The organism is Kitasatospora sp. NPDC028961 (assembly GCF_055564815.1).
The window spans coordinates 624,384-647,345 of the sequence record NZ_JBVHVO010000002.1 but is presented as its reverse complement, the minus strand read 5'-3'; the positions used below and the strand labels follow the sequence as shown (position 1 = coordinate 647,345).

General features: G+C 75.1%; 23 protein-coding genes. 10 read left to right on the top strand and 13 right to left on the bottom strand.

Annotation, left to right across the window (positions count from 1 at the left end; genetic code table 11):
- Positions 1 to 13: 13 nt before the first annotated feature.
- The gene (locus ACZ4UX_RS07000) at positions 14 to 1,402 is read right to left on the bottom strand and encodes a hypothetical protein (protein ID WP_465705894.1); all 1,389 of its coding nucleotides are present in this window, start codon (positions 1,400 to 1,402) and stop codon (positions 14 to 16) included.
- A 112-nt stretch (positions 1,403 to 1,514) separates the two neighbouring features.
- On the opposite strand from ACZ4UX_RS07000, the gene ACZ4UX_RS06995 reads away from it, so the two are divergent.
- Both ACZ4UX_RS06995 and ACZ4UX_RS06990 read left to right on the top strand, forming a co-directional pair.
- Entirely contained in the window at positions 1,515 to 2,693 is a 1,179-nt protein-coding gene (locus ACZ4UX_RS06995; protein ID WP_465705893.1) for a molybdopterin-dependent oxidoreductase, read from the top strand.
- On the top strand, positions 2,690 to 3,121 hold the full coding sequence (locus tag ACZ4UX_RS06990; protein ID WP_465705892.1) for a hypothetical protein: 432 nt from the start codon (positions 2,690 to 2,692) through the stop codon (positions 3,119 to 3,121). The genes ACZ4UX_RS06995 and ACZ4UX_RS06990 overlap by 4 nt, the downstream gene beginning before the upstream one ends.
- Here ACZ4UX_RS06990 and ACZ4UX_RS06985 read toward each other — a convergent pair.
- Entirely contained in the window at positions 3,087 to 3,944 is an 858-nt protein-coding gene (locus ACZ4UX_RS06985; RefSeq protein ID WP_465705891.1) for an S-methyl-5'-thioadenosine phosphorylase, read from the bottom strand. The two genes, ACZ4UX_RS06990 and ACZ4UX_RS06985, sit on opposite strands and share 35 nt — an antisense overlap.
- A 293-nt stretch (positions 3,945 to 4,237) precedes the next feature.
- Here ACZ4UX_RS06985 and ACZ4UX_RS06980 point away from each other — a divergent pair, with 293 nt between their 5' ends.
- On the top strand, positions 4,238 to 4,843 hold the full coding sequence (locus ACZ4UX_RS06980) for an SGNH/GDSL hydrolase family protein (RefSeq protein WP_465705890.1): 606 nt from the start codon (positions 4,238 to 4,240) through the stop codon (positions 4,841 to 4,843).
- A 25-nt stretch (positions 4,844 to 4,868) separates the two neighbouring features.
- On the opposite strand, the gene ACZ4UX_RS06975 is transcribed toward ACZ4UX_RS06980, so the two are convergent.
- The 3 genes from ACZ4UX_RS06975 to ACZ4UX_RS06965 all read right to left on the bottom strand — a co-directional run bounded on the left by ACZ4UX_RS06975 (position 4,869) and on the right by ACZ4UX_RS06965 (position 7,682).
- Complete coding sequence (locus tag ACZ4UX_RS06975; protein ID WP_465705889.1) at positions 4,869 to 5,297, bottom strand: DoxX family protein; 429 nt, start codon at positions 5,295 to 5,297, stop codon at positions 4,869 to 4,871.
- Positions 5,298 to 5,494: 197 nt separating this feature from the next.
- Positions 5,495 to 6,256 carry a bestrophin-like domain gene (locus ACZ4UX_RS06970; protein ID WP_380382812.1) on the bottom strand — a complete coding sequence of 254 codons (762 nt, stop codon included), beginning with the start codon at positions 6,254 to 6,256 and terminating at the stop codon, positions 5,495 to 5,497.
- A gap of 16 nt (positions 6,257 to 6,272) precedes the next feature.
- Entirely contained in the window at positions 6,273 to 7,682 is a 1,410-nt protein-coding gene (locus tag ACZ4UX_RS06965; RefSeq protein WP_465705888.1) for a hypothetical protein, read from the bottom strand.
- A 371-nt stretch (positions 7,683 to 8,053) separates the two neighbouring features.
- Here ACZ4UX_RS06965 and ACZ4UX_RS06960 point away from each other — a divergent pair, with 371 nt between their 5' ends.
- A complete protein-coding gene (locus ACZ4UX_RS06960) occupies positions 8,054 to 8,692 on the top strand; it encodes a ClpP family protease (protein ID WP_352294006.1) in 639 nt (212 codons plus the stop codon).
- A 1-nt stretch (position 8,693) separates the two neighbouring features.
- Positions 8,694 to 9,296 carry a ClpP family protease gene (locus tag ACZ4UX_RS06955; protein WP_352294008.1) on the top strand — a complete coding sequence of 201 codons (603 nt, stop codon included), beginning with the start codon at positions 8,694 to 8,696 and terminating at the stop codon, positions 9,294 to 9,296.
- A gap of 98 nt (positions 9,297 to 9,394) precedes the next feature.
- Here ACZ4UX_RS06955 and ACZ4UX_RS06950 read toward each other — a convergent pair whose 3' ends face one another.
- The 3 genes from ACZ4UX_RS06950 to ACZ4UX_RS06940 all read right to left on the bottom strand — a co-directional run bounded on the left by ACZ4UX_RS06950 (position 9,395) and on the right by ACZ4UX_RS06940 (position 11,801).
- On the bottom strand, positions 9,395 to 9,898 hold the full coding sequence (locus ACZ4UX_RS06950; RefSeq protein ID WP_465705887.1) for a helix-turn-helix domain-containing protein: 504 nt from the start codon (positions 9,896 to 9,898) through the stop codon (positions 9,395 to 9,397).
- Between the two features lie 251 nt (positions 9,899 to 10,149).
- Positions 10,150 to 11,130, bottom strand: coding sequence for a zinc-binding dehydrogenase (locus ACZ4UX_RS06945; RefSeq protein ID WP_352294012.1), 981 nt, complete (start codon positions 11,128 to 11,130; stop codon positions 10,150 to 10,152).
- 86 nt (positions 11,131 to 11,216) lie between these two features.
- Complete coding sequence (locus ACZ4UX_RS06940) at positions 11,217 to 11,801, bottom strand: TetR/AcrR family transcriptional regulator (RefSeq protein ID WP_352294014.1); 585 nt, start codon at positions 11,799 to 11,801, stop codon at positions 11,217 to 11,219.
- A 312-nt stretch (positions 11,802 to 12,113) separates the two neighbouring features.
- On the opposite strand from ACZ4UX_RS06940, the gene ACZ4UX_RS06935 reads away from it, so the two are divergent.
- A complete protein-coding gene (locus tag ACZ4UX_RS06935; protein WP_465705886.1) occupies positions 12,114 to 13,262 on the top strand; it encodes a lactonase family protein in 1,149 nt (382 codons plus the stop codon).
- 89 nt (positions 13,263 to 13,351) lie between these two features.
- On the opposite strand, the gene ACZ4UX_RS06930 is transcribed toward ACZ4UX_RS06935, so the two are convergent.
- The 3 genes from ACZ4UX_RS06930 to ACZ4UX_RS06920 form a co-directional block, all read right to left on the bottom strand.
- Complete coding sequence (locus tag ACZ4UX_RS06930; protein WP_465705980.1) at positions 13,352 to 15,121, bottom strand: S8 family peptidase; 1,770 nt, start codon at positions 15,119 to 15,121, stop codon at positions 13,352 to 13,354.
- Positions 15,122 to 15,426: 305 nt separating this feature from the next.
- Complete coding sequence (locus ACZ4UX_RS06925) at positions 15,427 to 16,179, bottom strand: thioesterase II family protein (protein ID WP_465705885.1); 753 nt, start codon at positions 16,177 to 16,179, stop codon at positions 15,427 to 15,429.
- A 123-nt stretch (positions 16,180 to 16,302) separates the two neighbouring features.
- Entirely contained in the window at positions 16,303 to 16,926 is a 624-nt protein-coding gene (locus tag ACZ4UX_RS06920) for an AAA family ATPase (RefSeq protein ID WP_465705884.1), read from the bottom strand.
- 254 nt (positions 16,927 to 17,180) lie between these two features.
- Between ACZ4UX_RS06920 and ACZ4UX_RS06915 the strand changes: the two genes are divergently transcribed.
- The 4 genes from ACZ4UX_RS06915 to ACZ4UX_RS06900 all read left to right on the top strand — a co-directional run bounded on the left by ACZ4UX_RS06915 (position 17,181) and on the right by ACZ4UX_RS06900 (position 21,181).
- The gene (locus ACZ4UX_RS06915; protein ID WP_465705883.1) at positions 17,181 to 18,791 is read left to right on the top strand and encodes an AMP-binding protein; all 1,611 of its coding nucleotides are present in this window, start codon (positions 17,181 to 17,183) and stop codon (positions 18,789 to 18,791) included.
- 254 nt (positions 18,792 to 19,045) lie between these two features.
- A complete protein-coding gene (locus tag ACZ4UX_RS06910) occupies positions 19,046 to 19,231 on the top strand; it encodes a hypothetical protein (RefSeq protein ID WP_352294024.1) in 186 nt (61 codons plus the stop codon).
- Between the two features lie 251 nt (positions 19,232 to 19,482).
- Complete coding sequence (locus tag ACZ4UX_RS06905) at positions 19,483 to 20,292, top strand: aldolase (RefSeq protein WP_380387103.1); 810 nt, start codon at positions 19,483 to 19,485, stop codon at positions 20,290 to 20,292.
- A 1-nt stretch (position 20,293) separates the two neighbouring features.
- Entirely contained in the window at positions 20,294 to 21,181 is an 888-nt protein-coding gene (locus ACZ4UX_RS06900; RefSeq protein WP_465705882.1) for a dihydrodipicolinate synthase family protein, read from the top strand.
- A gap of 7 nt (positions 21,182 to 21,188) precedes the next feature.
- On the opposite strand, the gene ACZ4UX_RS06895 is transcribed toward ACZ4UX_RS06900, so the two are convergent.
- Positions 21,189 to 21,764, bottom strand: coding sequence for a helix-turn-helix domain-containing protein (locus ACZ4UX_RS06895; RefSeq protein WP_465705881.1), 576 nt, complete (start codon positions 21,762 to 21,764; stop codon positions 21,189 to 21,191).
- 122 nt (positions 21,765 to 21,886) lie between these two features.
- The gene (locus tag ACZ4UX_RS06890) at positions 21,887 to 22,876 is read right to left on the bottom strand and encodes an ABC transporter ATP-binding protein (RefSeq protein WP_396486262.1); all 990 of its coding nucleotides are present in this window, start codon (positions 22,874 to 22,876) and stop codon (positions 21,887 to 21,889) included.
- Positions 22,877 to 22,962 lie beyond the last annotated feature (86 nt).

Here is a 22,962-nt window from a genome sequence, read left to right as displayed (position 1 = left end):
CGACGCCGAGCCGTCAGGCTTTCGTCATCTCCCGCGCGCCCGCCGAGGCCCGTTCCCCGGCCCCGCCCCGCCGGGCGCGCAGGAGCCCGCGCACCGCCGGCACCCCGAGCACGCAGGCCAGCGCGGCCCCGTACGCGGCCTGCTGCGCCGGCCCGCCGCCGACCAGGTAGAGCACCTGCCCGGCGGCCGGGACGGCCAGCCACTCCCAGCCGCCGTCGAGCGCGACCAGGGCCACCACCAGCAGGCCGTACCAGGGGTAGGCCGGCGCGACGAGCAGCAGGGCCGTCCCGGTCACCAGCAGCGCGCCCCGCCACGGGCGGCGGGGGTCGCCGTGCCGCAGCACCCGCCACACCACCGCCGCCAGCACCAGGGCCGCCGCCCACGGCGCCCAGCGGTCGGGCACCGCCAGCCGCAGCAGCCCGAACCGGTCCAGGTGCCCCTGCTCGTAGCCCTCCTCCCGCAGGTAGCCCGGCAGGTACCCGAGCACCGCCGGGCCCGAGACGGCGACATGGGGCAGGTACGCCAGCCCGAACGCCCCGAGCGCCGCACCGAGGACGGCGACGTCCCGGCGGGTCGGCCGGCGGGCGAGCGCCCCCGACAGCGCCCCCGACAGCGCCCCGGGCAGGGCGAGGGCCGGCAGCAGCTTGGTGGCGACCGCGGCGCCGAGCAGCACGCCCCCGGTGCCGGGCCGGCGGCCGGCCACGCAGCCCAGTCCGACGGTCATCAGCAGCGCGCCGAGGGTGTCGACGTGCGCGTCGTTGACCGCCCACAAGGTGATGCCGGGGCACCACCCCCAGAGCGCCGCCCGCCGGCTGCCCCGCCCGACCACCAGCAGCGCGCCCGTGGTCGCGACCGCCAGCAGCGCGCCGCCCACCTGCACCCCGCGCACCCCGCCCCCGAAGGGGTGCACGGCGAGGAACCAGGCCTGCGCGACCGGCGGGTAGATGGTGCGCACGGCGGGCCGGTTGATCCGGGTGCAGTCGCCCGCCGCCGTCCGCCGCTCGTCCCACCCCGTGCAGCCGTCCGTCACCGGGAACAGACCCGGGTCGCGCAGCCGGGCCAGCGCCGGGTCGTCCGGGGCGTGCGCGTAGGGGGAGATGCCGGCCGCCTGCACCCGGCCGTCCCAGACGTACCGGTAGGCGTCGTCGCTGGTCCGGGGCGGTGCGAGCAGTCCGACGGCGGCGACCGCCACGCTCCCGGCCAGCACCAGCGGCGCCACCCGGCGGGCCGGCACCCGCCGCAGGAGCAGCAGCGCCAGCACGAACAGGCCCGCGTCGAGGGCGTACCAGCCGTGGAGCGAGCCGCGGTCGGCGAGCGTGCCGCCGCCGGTCACGGTCGTCGCCAGGGCCGCCACCAGGGCGGCGAGGGCGAGCGTGCAGGGCAGAAGGGTCCGAGTGGCCACCCGCTCACCCTGCCACCGCGGCGGCGGCGCGAACGGCCGCGGCGGCCCCCGTTCGACTTCCGTAAGCACGTCGTACCCGCCGCGCGGGGCCCGGTGGCGCTTCGATGAGGGGGTGGATTCCAAGCACCCCGGCGCCCGGCGCCGCCCCCGCCTCGCCCTCCCGCCGCCGCCCGCGTCCCTGCGCCGCGGCCCGTTCCGGGACGGCGTCTTCCGCTCGGCCCTGCACGAGCCGCGCACCGCCGTCGTCCTCGGCCGGTGGCTGGGCACCGCGCTGGTGGTCTGCTTCCTGACCGGTCTCCTCAGCCATCTGCTCCAGGACCCGACGGGCCGGCTCGCCGGCCTGCTGCCCGCGCGCCCGGTGAACGGCTACCGCGTCACCCAGGGGCTGCACGTCGTCAGCGGGATCGCCGCCGTCCCGCTGCTCGGGGCCAAGCTCTGGACGGTGTACCCGCGGCTGTTCGAGTGGCCGCCGGCCCGGAGCGTGGCGCACGCGCTGGAGCGGCTGGGCATCGCCGTCCTGGTGGCCGCCCTGCTGCTGGAACTGTTCACCGGCCTGCTGAACACCCTCCAGTGGTACCCGTGGCCGTTCCCGTTCCGGCAGACCCACTTCTGGGTCGGCTGGCTGGCCACCGGCGGCCTGCTGGTCCACCTCGCGGCCAAGGCACCGCTGATCGCCCGGAACTGGCGCCGGCCCCGGCTCACCGTCCCCGGGCGGCGCGCCTTCCTGACCTCGGTCGCCGCGGCGGTCGGCGCGGTGACGCTCACCACGGCCGGGCAGAGCGTGCCCTGGCTGCGCCCGCTGAACCTGCTGGCGCCGCGCCGGCCCGACCTGGGCCCGCAGGGGCTCCCGGTGAACCGCACCGCCGCGCAGGCCGGGACGGTGGAGGTGCCCGCCGGCTGGCGGTTGCGGGTGGACGGCCCCCGGCCGTACGAGATCGGTCTCGACGAACTGGCCCGGCTCCCCCAGCACGAGGCGGTCCTGCCGATCGCCTGTGTGGAGGGCTGGAGCGCGAGCGCCCGCTGGAGCGGCGTCCGGGTCGCCGAGCTGATGGCCCGGGCCGGTGCGCCGGCCGGCTCCGCCGTGCGGGTCACCTCGCTGGAGGAGGAGGGCCCCTACCGGGTGATGGAGATGCCCGCGCAGTACGTCGACGACCCGCTCACCCTGCTCGCCCTCCGGGTCGACGGCGAGACGCTGGACGCCGACCACGGCTTCCCGGCGCGCATCATCGCGCCGAACCGCCCCGGCGTGCTGCAGACCAAGTGGGTCGCCCGGCTGGAGGTGTCCCGATGACCGGCTGGCTCCGCGGCACCGCCCTCGCCGCCGGTCTCGCACTGATCGGCTACGGCCTCTACGGCCTCCTGAACGACGTCTACCTCACCGACCCGGCGCAGGTCCTGGTCTGGGGGATCGGGGCGCTGGTCCTGCACGACGGGGTGTGGCTCCCGCTGCTCTGCCTGGTCGGCGCCCACCTGGCCCGCGGACCGGTGCTGCGCGGCTGGCTGGTCGTGGCCGCCGCCGTGACCGCCGTCGGACTCCCGGCCGTGCTGCGCGCCGACGACGACCACGGCAACTCCTCGCTGCTGCCGTTGCCCTACCTGCGCAACTGGCTCGCCGTCCTGGCCGCCACCGCCGCACTCGCCCTGCTGATCGGGCTCGTCCGGCGGTGGCGCCGGCCCCGGCCGGTCAGTCGCCCGGCACGCCGGGAAGACCGGTCGTGAGGCCGTCCAGGGCGTGACCGCACGGGCAGGCGCGCTCGGTGGGCAGCAGGCCGATCGTCTTGAACAGCACCGTGCGCAGCCGCTCGACGTTGCGCGCGAAGACGGCGAGCACCTCCGCGTGGGTGACCCCCTCGCCGCTCTCCACCCCCGCGTCGAGGTCGGTGACCAGGGCCACCGAGGTGTAGCAGAGGCCGAGTTCGCGCGCCAGGACGGCCTCCGGGTGGCCGGTCATCCCGACCACCGACCAGCCGTTGGCGGTGAACCACCGGGACTCGGCGCGGGTCGAGAAGCGGGGGCCCTCGATCACCACCAGGGTGCCGCCGTCCACGGGCTCCCAGGCGGCGCCGGCCGCCGCCGAGAGCGTGGCCCGGCGCCCCTGCGGGCAGTACGGGTCCGCCATCGACACGTGCACCACCTCGGGCACCGAGCCGTCCGGCAGCGGCAGTCCGTCGTAGTAGGTCTGCGCCCGGCCGCTGGTCCGGTCCACGAACTGGTCCGGCACCAGCAGCGTCCCCGGTCCGTACTCGGGCCGCAGCCCGCCCACCGCGCAGGGCCCGAGCACCTGGCGGACGCCGAGCGAGCGCAGCGCCCAGAGGTTGGCCCGGTAGTTGATCCGGTGCGGCGGGAGGCGGTGGCCGCGGCCGTGCCGGGGCAGGAAGGCGACCCGGCGGCCGGCCACCTCGCCGACGAACAGCGCGTCGCTCGGCTCGCCGTACGGGGTCCGGATCCGCACCTCGACCATGTCGTCCAGCAGCTCGTAGAGCCCGGAGCCGCCGATCACCCCCACATCCGCGCGGGGCAGGATGATCTGATCGTCCGTCACTGAATACACCTCTCTCACCTGACTGTGCCGCCACTGTAGGAGCCGACGCCGGGAGATCCCGCGCGTACGGCCTTACGATCCGCGAACGGCTGCCGGGCGGACCGCGTGAGTGGCGTCGCCGCCCGGAAAGGGCGCGCCTCCTCGGGCCCGCGACGGGCGGCTACCGCTCCCTCCCGTCCTGCGCCCTCCTGCCCTGGCACCGCGCCCCCAGGAAACGTCAGCCCATATGATCAACTTCTCGGGGCGCCGGTCGAGGGCCGCCGCCCCCGCATCGAGCACAGGGGGATGATCACATGGTCGAACTGTCCACCAGACCGATGACCTGGGTGATGGTCGGCGACAGCATCACCCAGGCCGTCCTGCACACGCACGGCGCCCGCGGCTGGGTGGAGCACGTGCACGAACGCATCGGCTGGCAGCTCGACCGGCTGACCGACATCGTGGTCAACACCGGGGTGTCCGGCTGGCGCGCCACCGACGTCCTCGGCGCGTACGACCACCTCATCGGCCGGTTCGCCCCCGACGTGCTGTCCATCTCGCTGGGCACCAACGACGCCCGCGCCGGGCTCGCCGGACTCGCCGAGTTCCACGCGTCGATGCGCGCGATCATCGCCAGGACCGGCGGTGCCCAGATCGTGCTGCACACGCCCCTCGTGGTCAGCCGGGCCGGCCGCGCCGCCCGCGCCGAACTGCCCGCCTACTGCCAGGCGGTGCGCGAGATCGCCGCGGACACCGGGGCCCTGCTGGTCGACCACGAGGCCTACTGGCTCGCCCACTTCCCCGACAGCGACCCGATCGCCTGGCTCGACGACCCCGCGCACCCCAACGCCGTCGGCCACCGGCACATGGCCGACCTCACGCTCCGCACCCTGGGCCTGGGCGAACTCACCGAGCTGTGACGGCCCCGGGTGACCGGGCGGCCGGTCACGGCCGGCGGGCGAGCAGCCCGACCGTCCCGGCGCGCCGGTTCCAGGCGATGACGGCCAGCGGCACCATGAAGACGAACGGCGTCCCGGCGTTCTCGCCGTGCATCGCGGTGAGCTGGGTGACGAACGCGAACGCCAGGAAGACGATCAGCGCCATGGCGGCCGGCCCGGCCAGGCGGCGGACCAGCAGGCCGACCGCGCCGGCAAGTTCCACCAGCCCGGTCAGGTACATGAACCAGTGGCCCGCCCCGATCGCGTCGAAGACCTCCGTCGCGGCGGGCAGTGCGAGCAGCTTCGGCAGCGCGCTGGCCAGGGCGAAGAAGAGGGCGAGCAGCACCCGCAACGCCAGGACCACACCGGCCCAGGCCCTGCCGGACCTCGCGCTGGTCGTCACGTCAGGGGCGGTGAGGGTGGTGATGTCGGACATGTCAGGTCTCCTCGGGTAGCGGGCGATGCTTTCCCAGGTTTGACCGCCGCCACCGCCCGAACTCATCGGTCCCGGAAGAACTGTTTCGTCCGCCGCCCCGGCAGCCCGCCCACCGTCCTTCAGGCCCTGACGACCGGGACGACCTCCGGCTCCGTGCGGCACGCGCCCGGGCCGGGGCGGCGTCGCCGGAGTGCGGGTCAGACGAACGGGAAGTACCGCGTGAAGGCCTGCGGAGTGACGGCGAGGAAGCCGTCGAAGGGCGCGTCGAGCTGCTGGATCAGCAGGATGGTGAAGGCGATCAGCCCGGTCAGACCCATCACCATCACCACGTGGGTGGCGCTGCGCTTGATGCCGAACAGGAACATGAACGCCACCGTGAGTGTGCCGCCGATGACCAGCCCGACCCAGAGCACCGTGGAGAGGCTGCTCATCGCCGACGCCTCCCGGCCCCGGCGGGCGTCGTCGAGGGTGGTGAGGACGGCGAGCATCTCCTGCGAGGCGTTCTGCTGCGTGGGCGTGTCGTCCTGCGACGAGGTCTGACTCACCGTCCGCAGCTGGTTCAGCAGCCCCCAGCCGTCCGGGCCGAGCGGCTCGCGCGCCGCCATCCGCGGCCACTCGGCGTGCACGACCTGGACGGCGTAGGCGGTGGCCGTGGTGCGCAGCGCGTCGCGGCGGTCCGGCGGCAGGAGGTCGGCGAGCAGGTAGGTCTGGTGGAGGGCGCCGGCCTCGTCCTGGGAGTGGTTGAGGGCGCCGCTGTGGATCTCCCAGACCGAGACCATCGAGAGGCCGAGCACCAGCGCGTACAGGACGCCGACCATCATCGCGATGTACTCGGCGACGTCCTCGCGCGGCTCGGCGTCCTCGGGGACGGGGAAGAAGCGCCCCTTCAGCAGGACGATGGCGGCGGCCACCAGGGCGACGCCCAGGACGACGGCGAGTGTCTGCAGCAGGTTCGACACGGTGGTTCCCGGGGGTTCAGCGGCGGAAGCGGGAGAGCGCCGCGACCGCGGCGGCGGCGGGCAGCAGGACGACCAGCAGGACGGAGGCGACCGGCAGGGCGTCCGACGAGCGCCCGCCCGGGCGCGGGGTGCGACCGGACCCGGCGGCGTGGTGCGGGCCGACCGGGGTGGTGGCGGCGGTGGGGGTGGGGGTGGGGGTGGCGACCTCCACCGAGGGGTTGCCGGTGACCGCGGGCGACGGGGACGGCTCCGGGGAGGGGGCGGGGACGGTCGGAGCGGAGGGCGCGGGGGTCGCCGCGAGCGCCGCAGGCACCGGGACATCGGCGGGCACCGCGGGCAGGGCAGGCACGGCGGGCGGCTCGGGGGGTGGCGCGGGAGCCCGGGCCGGGGCGGGGGCAGGGGCGGGAGCGGGAGCAGGGGCGGGAGCGGGAGCCGCCGGGGCGGCCGGGGCGGCCGGGGCCGGCACCGCGGCTCCGGGCCCGGGCGGCGGCACGGCGGGGGCATCCGCCGGGGCCGGCTCGCCCGGTGGGCTCGCGCCGGGCGGCGGTACGGCCGTCGCCCCCGGCACCGTGGTCCCGCCCGGTGCGGTCCCGCCCGGTGTGGTCCCGGGCGGGACCACGGGCCCGGGGGCGGTGCCCGGCGGGTACTCCGGCGGTCCGGCGGCCAGCGTGACGTCCGTCCCGGCGCGCGCGACCAGCAGCGGCGGCGGCACCGGCTCGCCGAACGGGCCGACCGTGGTGATGCCGTCCGAGCCCGTCACCTCGGCCGCGCTGCGGTACGTGCCGGGCGGCCGCCGGAGCACCGCCGCGCACCGCACCGTCCGGCCGGGCCCGAGCGCCACCGGCGCCGCCGGGCCGTCGCCGCAGTCGATCCCGTCCGGCACCAGCACGTCACGCAGCCGCAGGTCGTACAGCGGCCGGTCACCCAGGTCGGCCACCGTGTAGCCGAGGTCGGCGGTGCCGGATCCGGGCGCGCCGGGGGCGGCGTCGACCATCAGGCCGAGCGCGCTGACCACGCCGGTGTAGCCGGACGGGGCGGTGGCCGCCACCTCCCTGTCGGAGTGTCCGGACCGGCCGCGCGCGGTGGCGGTGGTGTCGTGGACACCGGCCTCGGCGGTGAGCCGGAGCGTGCAGACGACGGTGGCGCCGACCGCCAGCGGTTCGGCTTCGGGGCAGGGCACCGGCCGGCCGGCGTCGGTCACCCGGATCCCCCGCAGGCCGGTCTCCCCGGCGTTGGTGAGCCGGTACTCCTTGACCACGGCCGTGCCGCCCCGGACGGCGGGGCCGGGCGGTCCGGTGACGGTCACGGTGTTCACCCGGACGGCGAGCGTCAGCCCGGCGCAGTCCCCGTCCCCGGCAGGTGTCGCCGCCAGGTTCGGCAGTGCCAGCAGGAGGAGGAGCAGGAGCCGACCGCCGTGGCCACCCATCCGTGTCCCCTCGGTACCCGACGATCCGCCAACCCGTTCATCCTTGGGTCCGACCATCCTCGGAACCGGTCCGGAACACGCGGCCACCGTCCGACACGCCGCCCGATTCACCCACCCGGCGCTGCGGGGCACCCGGGAGACCGCTCCGCCCTCGGCCGGCGCGGCCGCCGTCCGCCGCACGCCTGCACCGCCGCCCGCACGCCGCCGTGGACCGGAGGCGAGCGGGAGGGAGCGGTACCCGGCCGGCGACCGCGGGCCGTCCCGTCGGCTCTGCCCTCGGCGAATCTGCGGCGGGCAGAGAATCGACCTGCGGGGATCCTCCGGGGGCAAGAGTGGGGTCGACGGCATCCCGCATCGACAAGGAGATCCCGATGACTCCCCTCACCACCGCCCCGCCCCGCGCGGACGAGGGCTCCCGGCCGCCCACCCGCTTCGACGACCACCTGGCGGCCCAGCTGCTCGCCCAACGAATCGTCCTCCTCGGCACGGAGGTCGACGACGTGTCGGCCAACCGGGTCTGCGCCCAGTTGCTGCTGCTGTCGGCGGAGGACCCGCGCACCGACATCTGCCTCTACATCAACAGCCCCGGCGGCTCGGTCACCGCGGGCCTCGCCATCTACGACACCATGCGGCTCATCCCGAACGACGTCTCCACCCTGGCGATGGGGTTCGCCGCCAGCATGGGCCAGTTCCTGCTCACCGTCGGGACGCCCGGCAAGCGGTTCGCGCTGCCGAACGCGCGGATCATGATGCACCAGCCCTCGGCGGGCATCGGCGGCACCGCCGCGGACATCGAGATCCAGGCGGAGAACCTCCAGTTCACCAAGAAGGCCATCGAGCGGATCATCGCCGAGCACACCGGGCAGAGCGAGGAGACGATCACCCGGGACGGCGACCGGGACCGCTGGTTCACGGCCGAACAGGCCCGGGAGTACGGGATGGTGGACCGGGTGCTGGAGTCGCTCGCCGACGTCCGCCCGGCCTCCTCGCGGCCGCGGATGGGGCTCTGACATGGGGTCGTACACGGTTCCCTACGTCATCGAGCGCACCGCACAGGGCGAGCGGTCCTACGACGTCTTCAGCCGGCTGCTGAACGAGCGGATCATCTTCCTCGGCACCGAGATCGACGACGGCTTCGCCAACGTCGTCATCGCCCAACTCCTGCACCTGGAGTCGGAGAACCCGGAGCGCGAGATCTCGCTCTACCTCAACTCGCCGGGCGGGTCGTTCACTTCACTGATGGCGATCTACGACACGATGACCTTCGTGCAGGCGCCGATCTCCACGTTCTGCGTCGGGCAGGCCGCGTCGACGGCGGCGGTGCTGCTGGCCGGCGGAGACCCCGGACGGCGGTTCGTGCTCCAGCACGCACGGGTCCTGCTCGGCCAGCCGGCCAGCGGCGGCCGGCAGGGGACCGTCTCCGACCTCAGCCTCGCGGCCAAGGAGATGGTCCGCATCCGCTCCCAGGTCGAGGAGGTCCTCGCCCGGCACACGCGTCACGACGTGGCGACGCTGCGGGCGGACATGGACCGGGACAAGGTGCTCAGCGCCGAGGAAGCCGTCTCCTACGGGCTCGCCGACGAGGTGCTGAGCCGACGGAACGCGCTCGTCTGATCCCGCCCGGCCGTGGGCGCGGCCGGTCGGACGGCGAGCGCACGGCGGCCGGCCCGGCGGCACCCGCCGCCGGGCCGGTCCGCGGGACGCGCGGTCGGTCAGGCCGCGAGGCAGAGACCGTCGTGGCGCGCCGGAGGCGACACCCGCCCCCGGCCCGCCGAGCCGTGACCCACCGAGCCGTGACCCACCGAGCCGTGCGCCAGGGAGCCGTGCGCCACCCGGCCGCGCCCGCCCCGGGCCAGCTCGCCCCGGGCCAGCTCGTCCTGGGCGAGCGAGAGCAGGTCGGCGAGGCCGAGGCCCAGGGAGCGGGCGGCGGCCGCGAGCACCTCGGAGGAGGCCTCCTTCCGTCCGCGTTCCAGCTCCGACAGGTACGGCACCGAGATCCGGGCCGCCTCCGCGACGTCCTTCAACGTCCGCTCCTGGGCCAGCCGCTCGCGCCGCAGCGCGTCGCCGACGAGGTCGCGCCACAGGGGTTCCCGGGGTGCGGGGGTCGGGGGGACACCCGCCGGCCGCTGCGGGGGGCGGGCGGCCGCACCGGGGCCGGGTGAGACCGGCGGGCGCAGCGGGATGACGCGGGCTTCGTTCGGCGTAGGAGTGCTCACACCTTCAGCCTAGGGATCCCGGGCGCCGTGGGAAGGGCACGGCGTTCTGCCCTGGGTGAAGCCGCGGGGGACCGCGACCGGGCCGCGGCTCCCGCCCGTTGTCCGGGGCGTGTTCGATCGGCCGTCGACCGCTGAGGCGCCGCGCCGGCGTGGCGGGCCGCCCCGGGGCGCCGGACCCGCCGGCGGGTCGGCTCCTCGGGGGTGCCTCCGGTCCGCGGTGGCGGCCGGCCCGGCTCCGGGCCGGGGCCGCGTCAGTCGACGACGACGACCATCTTCCCCAGGGCCTGCCCCGCCTCCATCACCCGATGGGCCTCGACGATCTCGCCGAAGCTGAAGACCCGGGTCGGGCGGGCCTTCAGGACGCCCGCCTCGACCTCGGCGCAGATCGCCTCCAGGGGCACGTCGGCGAGCGGGAACGCCGGTGTGCCCAGGACGAAGGCGCTGCCGAAGAAGCTGAGCCCGACCGCACCGGGCAGGTCGGCCATCGGGTCGAAGTCCGCCACCGGTGCGAAGCCGCCGAGGAAGCCGACCTGGCAGACCCGGCCCCGTGGGCGGACCGCGGCCAGCGAATCGCGCAGCACGCTGTTGCCGACGATGTCGAGCAGGGCGTCGACGACGAGGCCCCGGCGGCCGACCTCCGCGGCCAGGTGTCCGTCGTCGATGAGCACGTCGACGGCCCCGAGGTCCTTGAGCAGGGGCCCGTGATCCGGGTTGCGCGTGGTGGCCAGCACGTCGGCGCCGTGCCGGACGGCGAGGTTGACGGCGGCCTGCCCGAGCGAGGAGGTCGCGCCCCGGACCAGCAGCGTCTCCCCCGGCCGGAGGGCGAGGTTGCCGTGCAGGGCGCTGTGGGCCGTGGCGTACACCTCGGGCACGGCGGCCAGATCGGCCCAGGAGAGCCCGGACTCCACGGCCACCACATGGGTGGCCGGGACGGTCACCAGTTCGGCGTAGCTGCCGTTGCGGGTCCGCCCCATCCCGCCGAGGATCGCCACCACCCGGGTGCCGACGGGGAGTTCGCCCGAGGGGTCGGCCTCGACGAGGCCGGCGCACTCGATCCCGGGGACGGCCGCCACCGGACCCCAGGCCCCGCTGCGCATGTACGCCTCGGCGTGGTTGAGACCGAACGCCTTGACCCGGACGAGGACCTCGCCGTCGGCGGGTACCGGGTCGGGCAGTTCGGTGACGGCGAGCACCTCGGGGCCGCCGTGGGCGGAGATGACGATGGCCTTCATGTCCGAACCTCATTCTTGAGTAGTCATTCAACTATGGGGCCGAAAAGAGGGCCACCGCGTACGGTGGCCCGGGAACGCCGCGCCCGTCAGGAGAGCGCGACGAAGGCGTTGTCGACGACGGCCCGCAGGACCGCCGCGTCGGGATTGGCCTTGCCGACGACCATCAGCCCCTGGCAGGTCGCCACCAGCAGCTTGGCGCTGCCGGCCGCGTCGAGCGAGCTCCTGACCTCGCCCCGGCGGACGGCGTTCTCTAGGGCGTGGGTCATGCAGCGCTCCAGGCGCGCCAGGTGGCCGCGCACGACGGCCGCCGCCTCGTCGTCCTCCGCGGCCTTCTCGATCGCGGTGTTGACCAGGAGGCAGCCCTGCCGCCCCTCGGGGCTGAGCAGGTCGCGGACCAGCCCGTCGAAGTAGCCGCGCACCTGCGCCACCGAGGCGCCCGGCGCCTCCAGCTCCCCGAGCTTCTGCGGGACGACCAGCTTCGAATAGCGCTCCAGCGACTTCACGAAGAGCGCGTGCTTGCCCCCGGGGAACGCGCTGTAGATGCTGCCGGGCTTGACCCCGGTCGCTTTCACCAGATCCTCGATGGAGGTCGCCCGGTAGCCGCGCTCCCAGAACCGCCGCATCGCCTGGTCGAGGACGGCGTCGGGGTCGAACTCACGTGGCCTGGGCATGGGGAAAACATACCTGAGCGTTCATTCAAGAACAAGCCCCACCCACCCTCCGCACACGGCGGTCCCGCGGCGCGGCGAGGCCGAACCCGGCAATTCCGTGGTTTCCGACAAACCGTCACCTATCTTGTCAGCGCAGGGCAGTGCCCGGGGCAGCAGCGGGCGAACCGTCGTCGGTCCGCCTCGCGAGGACGCCCGGCGCAGCCCTCGTCCACGTCGTCTCGGCTCGCGGCCACGATGCCCGGTTCTGGCTCGACCGCAGACGCGGGGCCTCCCGCGAGACGTCGATCCCGATCCGCAAGGAGGCAGTACACCGTGCAGAGAACCACGCGTCTCGCCCTGGCCGTCGCGACCGCGCTCGCGACGGCCGTCGTCGGTGCCCCGTCCGTCGCCGCCTCGACCCCCGAGGCCGACCCGCACACCCGCGGCGGCCACCACGCCGTCTTCGTCCAGACCGACGACCCGGCGGGCAACCGGATCATCGCCTACCGGCGCGCGGACGACGGCCGGCTGACCCCGGCGGGCAGCTACGACACCCAGGGCCTCGGCGGCGTGCTGGACGGGTCGGTCGCCGACCACCTCGCCTCACAGGGGTCCCTCACCTACGACCCGGAGCACGCCCTGCTGTACGCCGTGAACGCCGGGAGCGACACCGTCTCGGTCTTCTCCGTGGACGGCGACCGCCTCGCGCTGCGGCAGGTGGTCGGCTCCGGCGGCCGCTTCCCGGTGAGCGTCGCCGTGCACGACGACGCGGTGTTCGTGCTCAACGCCCTGGACGGCGGCTCGGTCCAGGGCTACACCGTCCACGACGGCCGCCTGCACGAGCGGGCCGACTGGAACCGCTGCCTGGGGCTCGACCCGAACGCCGCGCCCCAGTTCACCAACACCCCCGGCCAGGTGGGCTTCACCGGCGAGGGCGACCAGCTGGTGGTCACCACCAAGGCCAACGGCAGCAACCTGCTGGTGTTCGGCCTCGACCGTTCCGGCACCCCCGCCGACTCCCCCGTGGTGACGCACCTGCCCGGCGCCGTGCCCTTCGCCTTCGTCCCCAACGGCCGGCACGGCCTCTACCTGGCCGAGGCGGGCACCAACGCCGTGGCCACCTTCGCCGTCCACCCGGACGGCACCGCCTCGCAGCAGGCCTTCGCGGCCACCGGCCAGTCGGCGACCTGCTGGATCGTCGCCGTCCGCGACCTGCTGTACGCCTCGAACGCGGGCAGCTCGACCCTCAGCGGCTTCCGGACGGCCGACCACGGGCGGCAGTTGACCGCGCTGGGCAACACGCCCACCCACCCCGGCACCGTCGACGCGGCGGCGTCCTCGGACGGGCGCTACCTCTACGCCCAGACCGGGGTCGACGGCGTCGTGGACGAGTTCGCGGTCAACCCCGACGGCTCGCTCACCGCGCTGGGCTCGCAGACCGTGCCCCAGGGGGTCGGCGGCGAGGGCATCGTCGCCTTCTGACGGGGGCGCCCGCGGCTCCCGGAACGCCTGTGCTCCGCCGCCCGATGGGCGGCGGAGCACAGGGCTGTCTGGCCGGACCGGACGCGGGATCAGAAGGTGAGGTTCCAGGCGTCGATCGTGCCGGTGTCGCCGGAGGCGCCGTCCTTGACCCGGAGTTTCCAGGTGCCGTTCGCCGCGCTCGCGGAGGCGTTCACGGTGTACGTCTTGGCGACGTCGTCGGCGCTGTCGCCGTTCGCGAAGTCCTCCAGCAGGTAGACCGTGCCGTTCGGGGCGACCAGGGAGATCACCAGGTCACCGCGGTAGGTGTGCTTGATGTCCACGCCGACCTTGAGGGTCGCGGGGGCGTTGCCGGTCACGCCGGTGACGGCGATCGGGCTGTCCACCGTGGCGTTGTCGGCGATCGCCGCGTCGGTCAGGTTCTCGAAGTACTTGCCGGTCGGCGGCGTGGTGGTGCCGCCGACCGCCTTCAGCGCGTCGACCTGGCCCTCGCCGAAAAAGGCGTTGTTCGCGGTGGTGCCGGTGCAGCGGCCGTCCGAACCGGGGCAGGCCACGTCGTTGGCCTGGGTGGCGAGGCGGGCCCGGATGCCGGCCGGGGTGAGCGTCGGGTCGGCACTGGCGATCAGCGCGGCCACGCCGGTGACGTGCGGGGAGGCCATCGAGGTGCCGCTCTTGGTCCCGTACTTGCCGCCGGGCAGGGTCGAGTAGACGCCGTTGGCGCCGTCGCCGCCGGGGGCCGCGACGTCGATGACGCCCTTGCCGAAGTTTGAGTAGGAGGCCTTGGCGCTGCCGCTGCCCATGGCGGCGACGGTGACCACGCCGGGGAGCTCGGTCGGGATGTCCAGGCAGGCGTTGCCGATGGTCCGGGTGACCGGCGTCGAGTCGTTCGGGCTCTCGCTGTCGGTCGTCTTGTTGGCCAGGTCGTAGTCGGAGTTGCCGGCCGCGGCGACCTGGAGCGAGCCCTTGCCCTCGGCGTACTCCTGGGCGCGCTTGACGCCCTCGATGATGGCCGCCTGGTCGACGTTGTCCGGGCAGTTGAACTGCCACGGGTCGGTGTAGTAGCTGTTGTTGGTCACCTTGAAGCCGTGGTCACCGGCCCAGACGAAGCCGCAGACGGTGTTCTCCGCGTAGAAGAGGGTGCTGGTCGGTTCGGCTATCCGGACGGAGGCTATCTTCACGCCCGGGGCGACGCCGACGACGCCCTTGCCGTTCTTGGCCGCCGCTATGGTGCCCGCGACGTGGGTGCCGTGGGTGTCGACGTCCCGCCAGGCGCCGGTGCGGGTGTCCGCCTTGCCGTAGGCGCAGGAGGCCGAGTCGGCGGCGTCGAAGTTCGGCGCGAGGTCCTGGTGCTGGTCGTCCACCCCGGTGTCGAGGACGCCGACCTTGACGGTGGAGGAGCCGGTGCTGACGGCCCACGCCTGGTCGGCCTTGATCTGGGTCATGTCCCAGCGGTTCGACTCGGTGAGGGTGGTGGCCGCCTGGGCCGGGTTCGCGGGCAGCGCGGGGTTGTACGCGTCGGCCGGCACGTCGGAGGTGCGGGTCGCGCCGACCTGCTGGACACCGGCGGCGCCGCGCACCGCGGCCGCGAAACCGGCCGAGGTGGAGTGGGCGACGATCACGCCGATCGCGTCGTAGCTCGCGAAGACCGTGCCGCCGTTGGCGGTGACGGCGCTCCTGGCGGCGGCGGCGTCGGCGGGTGCGCTGATCACCAGGTAGGCGCGCGTCCCGGCGGCCCAGCCGGCGGCGACCTGCGGGGCGGTGGCGGCGGCGGGCGCCGCGGCGGCGGTCGGCACACCGGCGGCGGCGGGCGCCCCGGCGGCCGTGGGGGCGGCGGCCGCGAGGGGGGCGGCGGTGGCCGTCATGCCGGGGACGGCCAGCGCCAGGGCCGAGAGGACGGCGAGGGCGGCGGCCGGGCGACCGAGCCGCCGGGATATCAGGGGTGACACGTGTGTCCTCCGATCGGCCCGTGCGTGAGGGGTTCGCACGGAGTTTGAACGCAACATGCCAGATCAGTGAGCACTTGGGGAAGGCTTTACGCGTGACGGCTTGTCACAAGCGTGTCAACTTTTGATGCCACCCCGGGGCACCCGCCCGTTCCCGCGGCGCCCGGCGCCCCCGCCGCCGGGCTCGTTCGTGCACGAGCCCGACTCCCCGCCCCCGCGGCCGTTCACCCCCGGAGCCGCGCGGTCACCACCTCCAGCACCGCGTCCCGCTGTTCGGCCAAGTAGAAGTGGCCGCCCGGGAACACCTCCAGCTCGAAGGCGCCGGTGGTGTGGCGGGCCCAGCCGGCGGCCTCGTCCAGCGAGACCCGCGGATCCGCGTCCCCGGTCAGCGCGGTCACCGGCTGCGACACCACGGCGTCCGGCGCGCACCGGTACGTCTCGATCGCGGTGTAGTCGCTGCGCAGCGCCGGCAGGATGACGGCCCGCAGCTCCGGGTCGGCGAGGACCCGTTCGTCGGTGCCGCCGAGCTCGGACACCTCGGCGAGCAACTCGTCGTCCGGGAGCCGGTACACCGCCGACTCCCGGGGCCGGGAGGGCGCGCGACTGCCGGAGACGAACAGCCGGGCCGGGCCGGGCCCGCCGTCCGCCTCGAAGCGGCGCGCCACCTCGAAGCAGACGGCCGCGCCCATGCTGTGCCCGAAGAAGGTCAGCGGCAGGTCGGTCCAGGGCAGCAGTGCCTCGTACACCCGGTCGGCGAGGCCGGTGACGGAGTCGATCCCGGGCTCGCCGAAGCGGTCCTGCCGGCCGGGGTACTGGACGGCGAGCACGTCGGCGTACGGCGCGAGGGCGGTCGCGTAGTCGAGGAAGTAGCTCGCCGACCCGCCCGCGTGCGGGAAGCAGACGACCCGGGCGGGCGCCGTGTCGTGGGAGTGGAACCGGCGGAACCACGGGCTCTCGGTGGCGGTACTGCGGGCCATGCGGGACGACCTCCCTGAAGACGGGTCAGCTGCTGCGCTACCTCCCCAGTGTCCCCTGCCGCCCCACCGCGCACCACGGGCCACCCGGCACCGCGACCGGCCCGCCGCCGCGGCGGAGCCGCGCTACCGGGCCGGCTCGGCCGGGCCGAAGCGGACGGCCGCGGCGCGTTCCCGGGAGACCCGGTCCAGCAGCAGCACCGAGGCGGCCTCCGGGGTGGGCGTGCCGGCCGCGCCCGCGGCGTGCCGGGTGAACGCCGCCAGCAGCCGGTCGAGGCCCCGGCGGTGGCGGGCGAAGGCCCGGCGCGGGGCCCAGCGCCCGCGCTCCCGCTGACCGGCGAGCGCGGTGACGGCGCCGACGTCCAGCAGGACGAGGTGCAGTTCACGGCCCTGGCGGGCGGCGGCGCCGGACAGCCAGCGGCGCATCCAGGCCCGGCTGCCGCAGTCGTGCACCAGCAGCGGACCGCCCCGGCGGACGGAGGCGCGCAGCAGGCGGAAGTGCTCGATCCGGGCCCACGGCCGGTAGACCGCGTACGGCAGGGCGGCCGGCATCACCGCCGCGCAGGCCTCGTGCACGGCCCGGGGGTCGACGGTGGCGGCCGCCCGGCTCCGGGCCGACCAGCGGCGCAGCAGGGTGCTCTTGCCGCTGCCGGGGAGTCCGGAGACCACCACGACCGCACCCGGCGGATAGCGGACGGTGAAGGACTCACCGGCCGCGCCCCTGAGGTCGACCAGGCCCCGCGGTTCCATCGCTGTCTGCGCCCCCTGCCGTTCTGCGGTCCGCCCGCCCGGCGTGGTCGGCCTGTCCATGGTGCTCACTCATCCCCGTCGGTGCCCGGCCTGGAACGATAACAACACCGACCGCCCTCCGGACCGCACGGTCCCCGGCCCGGCCCCCGGGGCCGCTCCCCCCGGCCCGCTCCCCCGGGCCCGGCCGCCGGACGGCGGGGTGATGTGATGGACTGTCAGATCGAACGCGGGTATCGGGAGTCGGGAGACGGCGCGTGACGAGGACGCGGACGGCGGGGCCGGCGGGGCCGGCGGCGGGCACCGGGACGGCCACGCACACCGGGCTGGTCCTCGACGGGCTGGCCCGCGATCCGGCCCGGGTCGCGCTGCGGTACGGGGAGTCGTCGCTGACGGCGCAGGAGTGCCTGGACGACGTGCACCGGTTCGCCCATGCGCTGGCCGCCGCCGGTCTCGGGCGCGGCGACGGCGTCACCGTGCTGGCCGGGAACCGGCCGGAGGCGGTGCTGGTGCGCCTGGCGGCGAACCTGATCGGCTGCCGGGTCGCGATGCTGCCCACCGACCGGTCGGTGGCGGACCAGGTCGCGATGGCCGAGGAGGCGCGGACCGCCGCCTTCGTCTTCGCCCCGGAGCGGTTCACCGCGGCCGCGCGCCGGCTCGCCGGGGCGCTCCCCGCCGCGCTGCCGCTGGCCCTCGGCCCCACCCCGGTCGGGGCGGACCTCACCGCCCTGGCCGCGCCGCTCCCGCCCGTCCCGCCGGCACCCCGCTGGCGGCCGGACGACGTGATGGCGATCCGGTTCACCGGCGGCTCGACCGGTCGGCCGAAGGGGGTGCTGCGCCGCTTCGCCCGGCCGCCCCGGCCGGAGCTGGTGGCGGCGTCCACCTTCCTGCTCTGCACGGCCCTGTGCCACGGCGGCGGCACCACGGCCGACCTGGCCCTCGCGGCGGGCGGCACGGTGGTGCTCCAGGACGGTTTCGAGGCCGAGGCGGTCCTGGCGGCCGTCGAGCGGTACCGGGTGTCACGGGTGTACCTGCCGCCGCACCTGCTCTACCGGGTGCTCGACCACCCCGCACTCGCCCGGACCGACACCGGCAGCCTGCGCCGGGTGACGTACACCGGGTCCCCGGCCGCCCCGGAACGGCTGGCGGAGGCGACCCGCCGGATCGGCCGGGTGCTGCACCAGACGTACAGCCTGACGGAGTGCGGGCCGGTCACCCGGCTCACCCCGGACGAGCACCTGGATCCGAGGCTGCTGACCACCGCCGGGCGGCCGCTCCCGGACACCGAGGTCCGGATCGTGGACGAGGCGGGCGCGCCGCTGCCGGTCGGCCGGACCGGGGAGATCTGCGTGCGGACGCCGACGGTGATGTCCGGCTACTGGCGTGATCCGGCGCTGACGGCCCGGGTGCTGCGCGGCGGCTGGCTGCACACCGGGGACCTGGGCAGCCTGGACGCGGCCGGGTACCTGACGGTGGCCGGGCGGCGGGGGCCGATGGCGATCGTGGACGCGCACAACGTCTTCCCGCGCGATGTCGAGCGGCCGCTGCTGGCGCATCCGGCGGTGCGGGAGGCGGTGATGTTCGCGACCACCGGTCCGGACCGGCTGGAGCGGGTGCACGCCGCGGTCACCACCCGGCCCGGGGCCGGGGTGACGGCGCGGCAGCTGCACCGGTGGGTGCGCGAGCGCGGCGGTCCGCTCGGTGATCCGTCGACGATCCTGGTGCTGCCGGAGCTTCCGCTGAGCGCGACCGGGAAGCCGGACTTCGACGCCCTGCGGACCCTGCTGGCGCAGGCGGGACCGGAGGAGGGACGGGAGGCCCCGGGGGCGGACGGCGGGGCCACGGGCGGCGGGGTCACGGACGGCTGACGGGATCGCGGGGGCGGGGTCACGGGGGCGGGGCACGGACCGCGGGGTCACGGGCGGCCGACGGGGGCGCGCAAAGGCTCCGGGGGCGCGTATCGAGGAGCACCGCGCGCCGCCGACGCTTCGAGTGCCCGCGCGTGCTCCCGGTGCTGCGGCGGATGTCCCACGGAACCGCCCGTGGACACTCGATCCTACGGCGCGTCCTGCCGATATCCCCGGCACAACTCCCGTCGCACCGCCCACCGGAGGCATCTGCCGTGACCTGGCTCCGCGTCCTCACCGCACTCGGCATCCTCACCGTGGCGGCCAGCGCCGTACTCGTCTTCGCGCTCTGCACCGCCGCCGCCCGGGGCGACCGCGGCAGGCGCGGCGAGCCGGAGCGGGACCTCCGCTCCGAGGCCGAGCGCAGCGGGCTGATCCGACGCATCGGCGACGACGGCTGAGCCTGCCCCGGAAGCCCCAACACCTCTGATCAGCAGGGCTGTTGCCGGGAAGCGGGGGTAGTGGGTGGCGGGCAGCGGGTAGCAGCTTCGGGCCCACCCGTAGCGGGCACGCTATCGACGCCAGGACACAAGGTGTCCTAGGGTGAACGACGTGTCCTCACCCGTCGCTCCCGGCGGGCGGCACCGCGGCCACGCCTGCCCAACGGCCCCGCCGCGCCCGGGCGTTCCCCTACGAAGGAGAAGCACAGCCGATGGCAGAGACCCTCACCGCCACCAAGGCGGAGCTGGTGGACCTCGCCCACCGCAGAATGCAGAGCGCCATCCCCGACAACGGCTGGACCACCCGGCAGAAGCTCGCGCTCACCTGCCGGATCCTGTTCGACGCCGGACACGACTCCGGCCTGGCCGGCCAGATCACCGCCCGCGCCGAGGAGCCCGGCACCTACTACACCCAGCGGCTCGGCCTGGGCTTCGACGAGATCACCGAGTCCAACCTGCTGCTGGTGGACGAGGACCTCAACGTCCTGGCGGGCGAGGGGATGGCCAACCCCGCCAACCGCTTCCACAGCTGGGTCTACCGGGCCCGCCCGGACGTCGAGTGCATCATCCACACCCACCCGCTGCACATCTCCGCGCTGTCGATGCTGGAGAAGCCGCTGATCGTCTCGCACATGGACCTCTGCCCGCTCTACGACGACTGCGCGTTCCTGGAGAAGTGGCCCGGCATCCCGGTCGGCAACGAGGAGGGCGAGATCATCACGGCCGCGCTCGGCGACAAGCGCGCCCTGCTCCTCGCCCACCACGGACAGCTGGTGGCCACCGGCACCGTCGAGGAGTCCTGCGTCCTCGCGGTGCTGTTCGAGCGGGCCGCCCGGCTCCAGCTGCTGGCCTCGGCCGCCGGGCGGATCCAGGAGATCCCCGAGCTGCTGGCCCGCGAGGCGCACGACTGGATCTCCACCCCCAAGCGCGGCCAGGCGTCCTTCGCCTACTACGCCCGCCGCGCCCTGCGGGCCGGCCACGGCGACGCGCTCGACTCCCTCGCCCCGGAAGGCGGTCGCTGACATGGCCGGTCCGACCCTGGAAGGGATCATCGCCTACCCGGTGACCCCGTTCTCCCCCACCGACGGCGGTCTCGACACCGCCCGCCTGGGCGCCCTGATCGACCGGCTGGTCGAGGCCGGCTGCCACGCCGTCGCACCGCTCGGCTCGACCGGGGAGAGCGCCTACCTCGACGACCAGGAGTGGTTCACCGCCGCCGAGGCCTCGGTGGCGGCGGTGGCCGGGCGGGTGCCCACCGTGGTGGGCATCGCGGACCTCACCACCCGCAAGGCCGTCCGCCGGGCCCGGTTCGCCGAACAGGTCGGCGCCGACGCCGTGATGGTCCTGCCGCTGTCGTACTGGAAGCTGGACGAACGCGAGATCGTCCGCCACTTCACCGAGGTCGCGGGCGCCGTCTCCGTCCCCGTGATGATCTACAACAACCCGGCCACCAGCGGCGTCGACCTCTCCCCCGAGCTGATGGTCTCGCTGGTCGAACGGGTCGAGAACATCACCATGGTGAAGGAGAGCAGCGGCGACGTGCAGCGGATGCACCGGCTCAGCCAGCTCACCGGCGGGGAGCTGCCGTTCTTCAACGGCAGCAACCCGCTGGCCCTGGAGGCGTTCGCCGCCGGCGCCGCCGGCTGGTGCACCGCCGCGCCCTGCCTGATACCCGAGGCGGTGCTCGAACTCCACCGGGCGGTGCGGGTCGGCGACCTGGACGCCGCCCGGCAGTCCTTCTACCGCCAGCTGCCGCTCCTGCAGTTCATCCTGCGGGGCGGCCTGCCCACCACCGTGAAGGCCGGCCTGGCCCTGCGCGGGCTGGACGTCGGCGAGCCGCGCCAACCGCTGCTGCCGCTGGACGACGAACGCACCCGCCACCTGGCCGAGTTGCTCGCGGCACTGGACTGACGAAGCGTCAGGGCAGGCTGGGCACCCGGTCCGACGGGCCGGCCGGATCGTCGTGGATCACCACGAGGATCGCGGCCGGCTCCGGTCCGGTGCTCCGGCAGCGGTGCGGCAGCGCCGAGTTGAAGTAGACGCTGTCCCCCGGGGCGAGCCGGACCGTCCGCTCGGGGAACTCCAGCTCGACCGTCCCGGCGTGGACGAAGAAGAACTCCTCACCCGCGTGCGACTTGAAGGGCGAGTCGCCCAGCTCCAGCGGCGGGTACATCATGAACGGCACCATCCGCTTGCCGCTGAGACCGGTCGCGATGCCCTCGTAGTGCGGGGCGCCGGGGCCCGTGCCGTCGGCCATCGGCGTCCGCTCGCCGGCCCGGACCACCGTGATCAGCTCGGGTTCCACGTCCTCCGCGAACAGGCGGCCGACGTCGACCTTCAGCGCGTGCGCCAGCTTGAGCGCGGTCGAGATGGAGGGGTCGCTGAGCCCCCGCTCCACCTTGGAGAGGTAGCTCTTGGTCACCCCGACCTGGGCCGCCAGCGCCTCCAGGCTCAGCCGGTTCTGCTTCCTCAGCACTCTCACGCGGCTGCTCATGCGGTACCTCTCGCCCCGGAACGTCCGGTCCAGTATCCCATCGCGCCCGGCCCCGCCGCCCCGGGGCCGGGCGGCGGGTGCGGCGACTGCGGCCGGGCGGCGGGTGCGGCCGGGCGGACGCGTCAGTGGCCCGCGATGTCGTCCGGGCGGACGGCGATGTGGTCGGCGCCCAGGTCCACCGCGACCCGGTGCTCCATCCCCAGCGCCTCCAGGAACTTGACCGGCAGCTGCACCCGGCCGGTCCGGTCCAGCATCACGTACTCGGTCTCGTTCACCGACTCCTCGCCGTACTCGTCGGTCACCGTCCGCCGCAGCACCTCACTGCTGGTACGGCCGTCCCGGATCGCGACCGTACGGCGCACCTCACCGGCGACCATCGGGTCGTGGGTGACGATGACGACGGTGGCACCCAGCTCGCGGTTGACGGTGCGGAAGGTCTCGAAGATCCCCGCCGCGGTCTCGGAGTCGAGCTCACCGGTCGGCTCGTCGGCGAGCAGGACGGGCGGGTTGTTGGCCATGCCGACGGCGATCGCCACCCGCTGCTGCTGGCCGCCGGAGAGCTCACCCGGGCGCCGGTGCGCGAGGTCGCCCAGGTCCATCGCCTCCAGGAGCTCGGCGACCCGGGCCGCCTGCTGCCGGGAGCGGGCCGCGCCGCCGCCGCGGCCCCGCAGCTGCATCGGGAGCGCGATGTTCTCGGCCGCGGTGAGGAACGGCAGCAGGTTGCGGGCGGTCTGCTGCCAGATGAACCCCACCACCTCGCGCCGGTACCGCAGCCGCTCCCGCGCCGACATCTCCAGCAGGTCGCAGCCCGCCACGGTGGCCGTCCCCGCGGTCGGCACGTCCAGCCCCGCCAGGATCGTCAGCAGCGTCGACTTCCCGCTGCCCGACGCGCCCACCAGGGCCACCAGGTCGCCCTGACGGATCGTCAGCTCAAGGCCCTGGAGCGCCTGCACCTCCACACCCTCGGCGCTGAAGATCCGCACCAGGCGCTCGCAGACGATCGCCGCGTCCCCCGCGACCACCCGCGGCGCCGAGGCCGCCAGCGCCCGCTCCCGCAACTCGTCGAGCGTCGGGCCCTCGACGACCGCCCCGCCCTCGGACACACTGCTCACCACTGATCTCCTGTCGCCGCTGCGCCTGGGTGCGCTCCTGGTCGCGATTGCCACGCGTTGGTTCCCCTGCCGAACGCCCGGCCGCG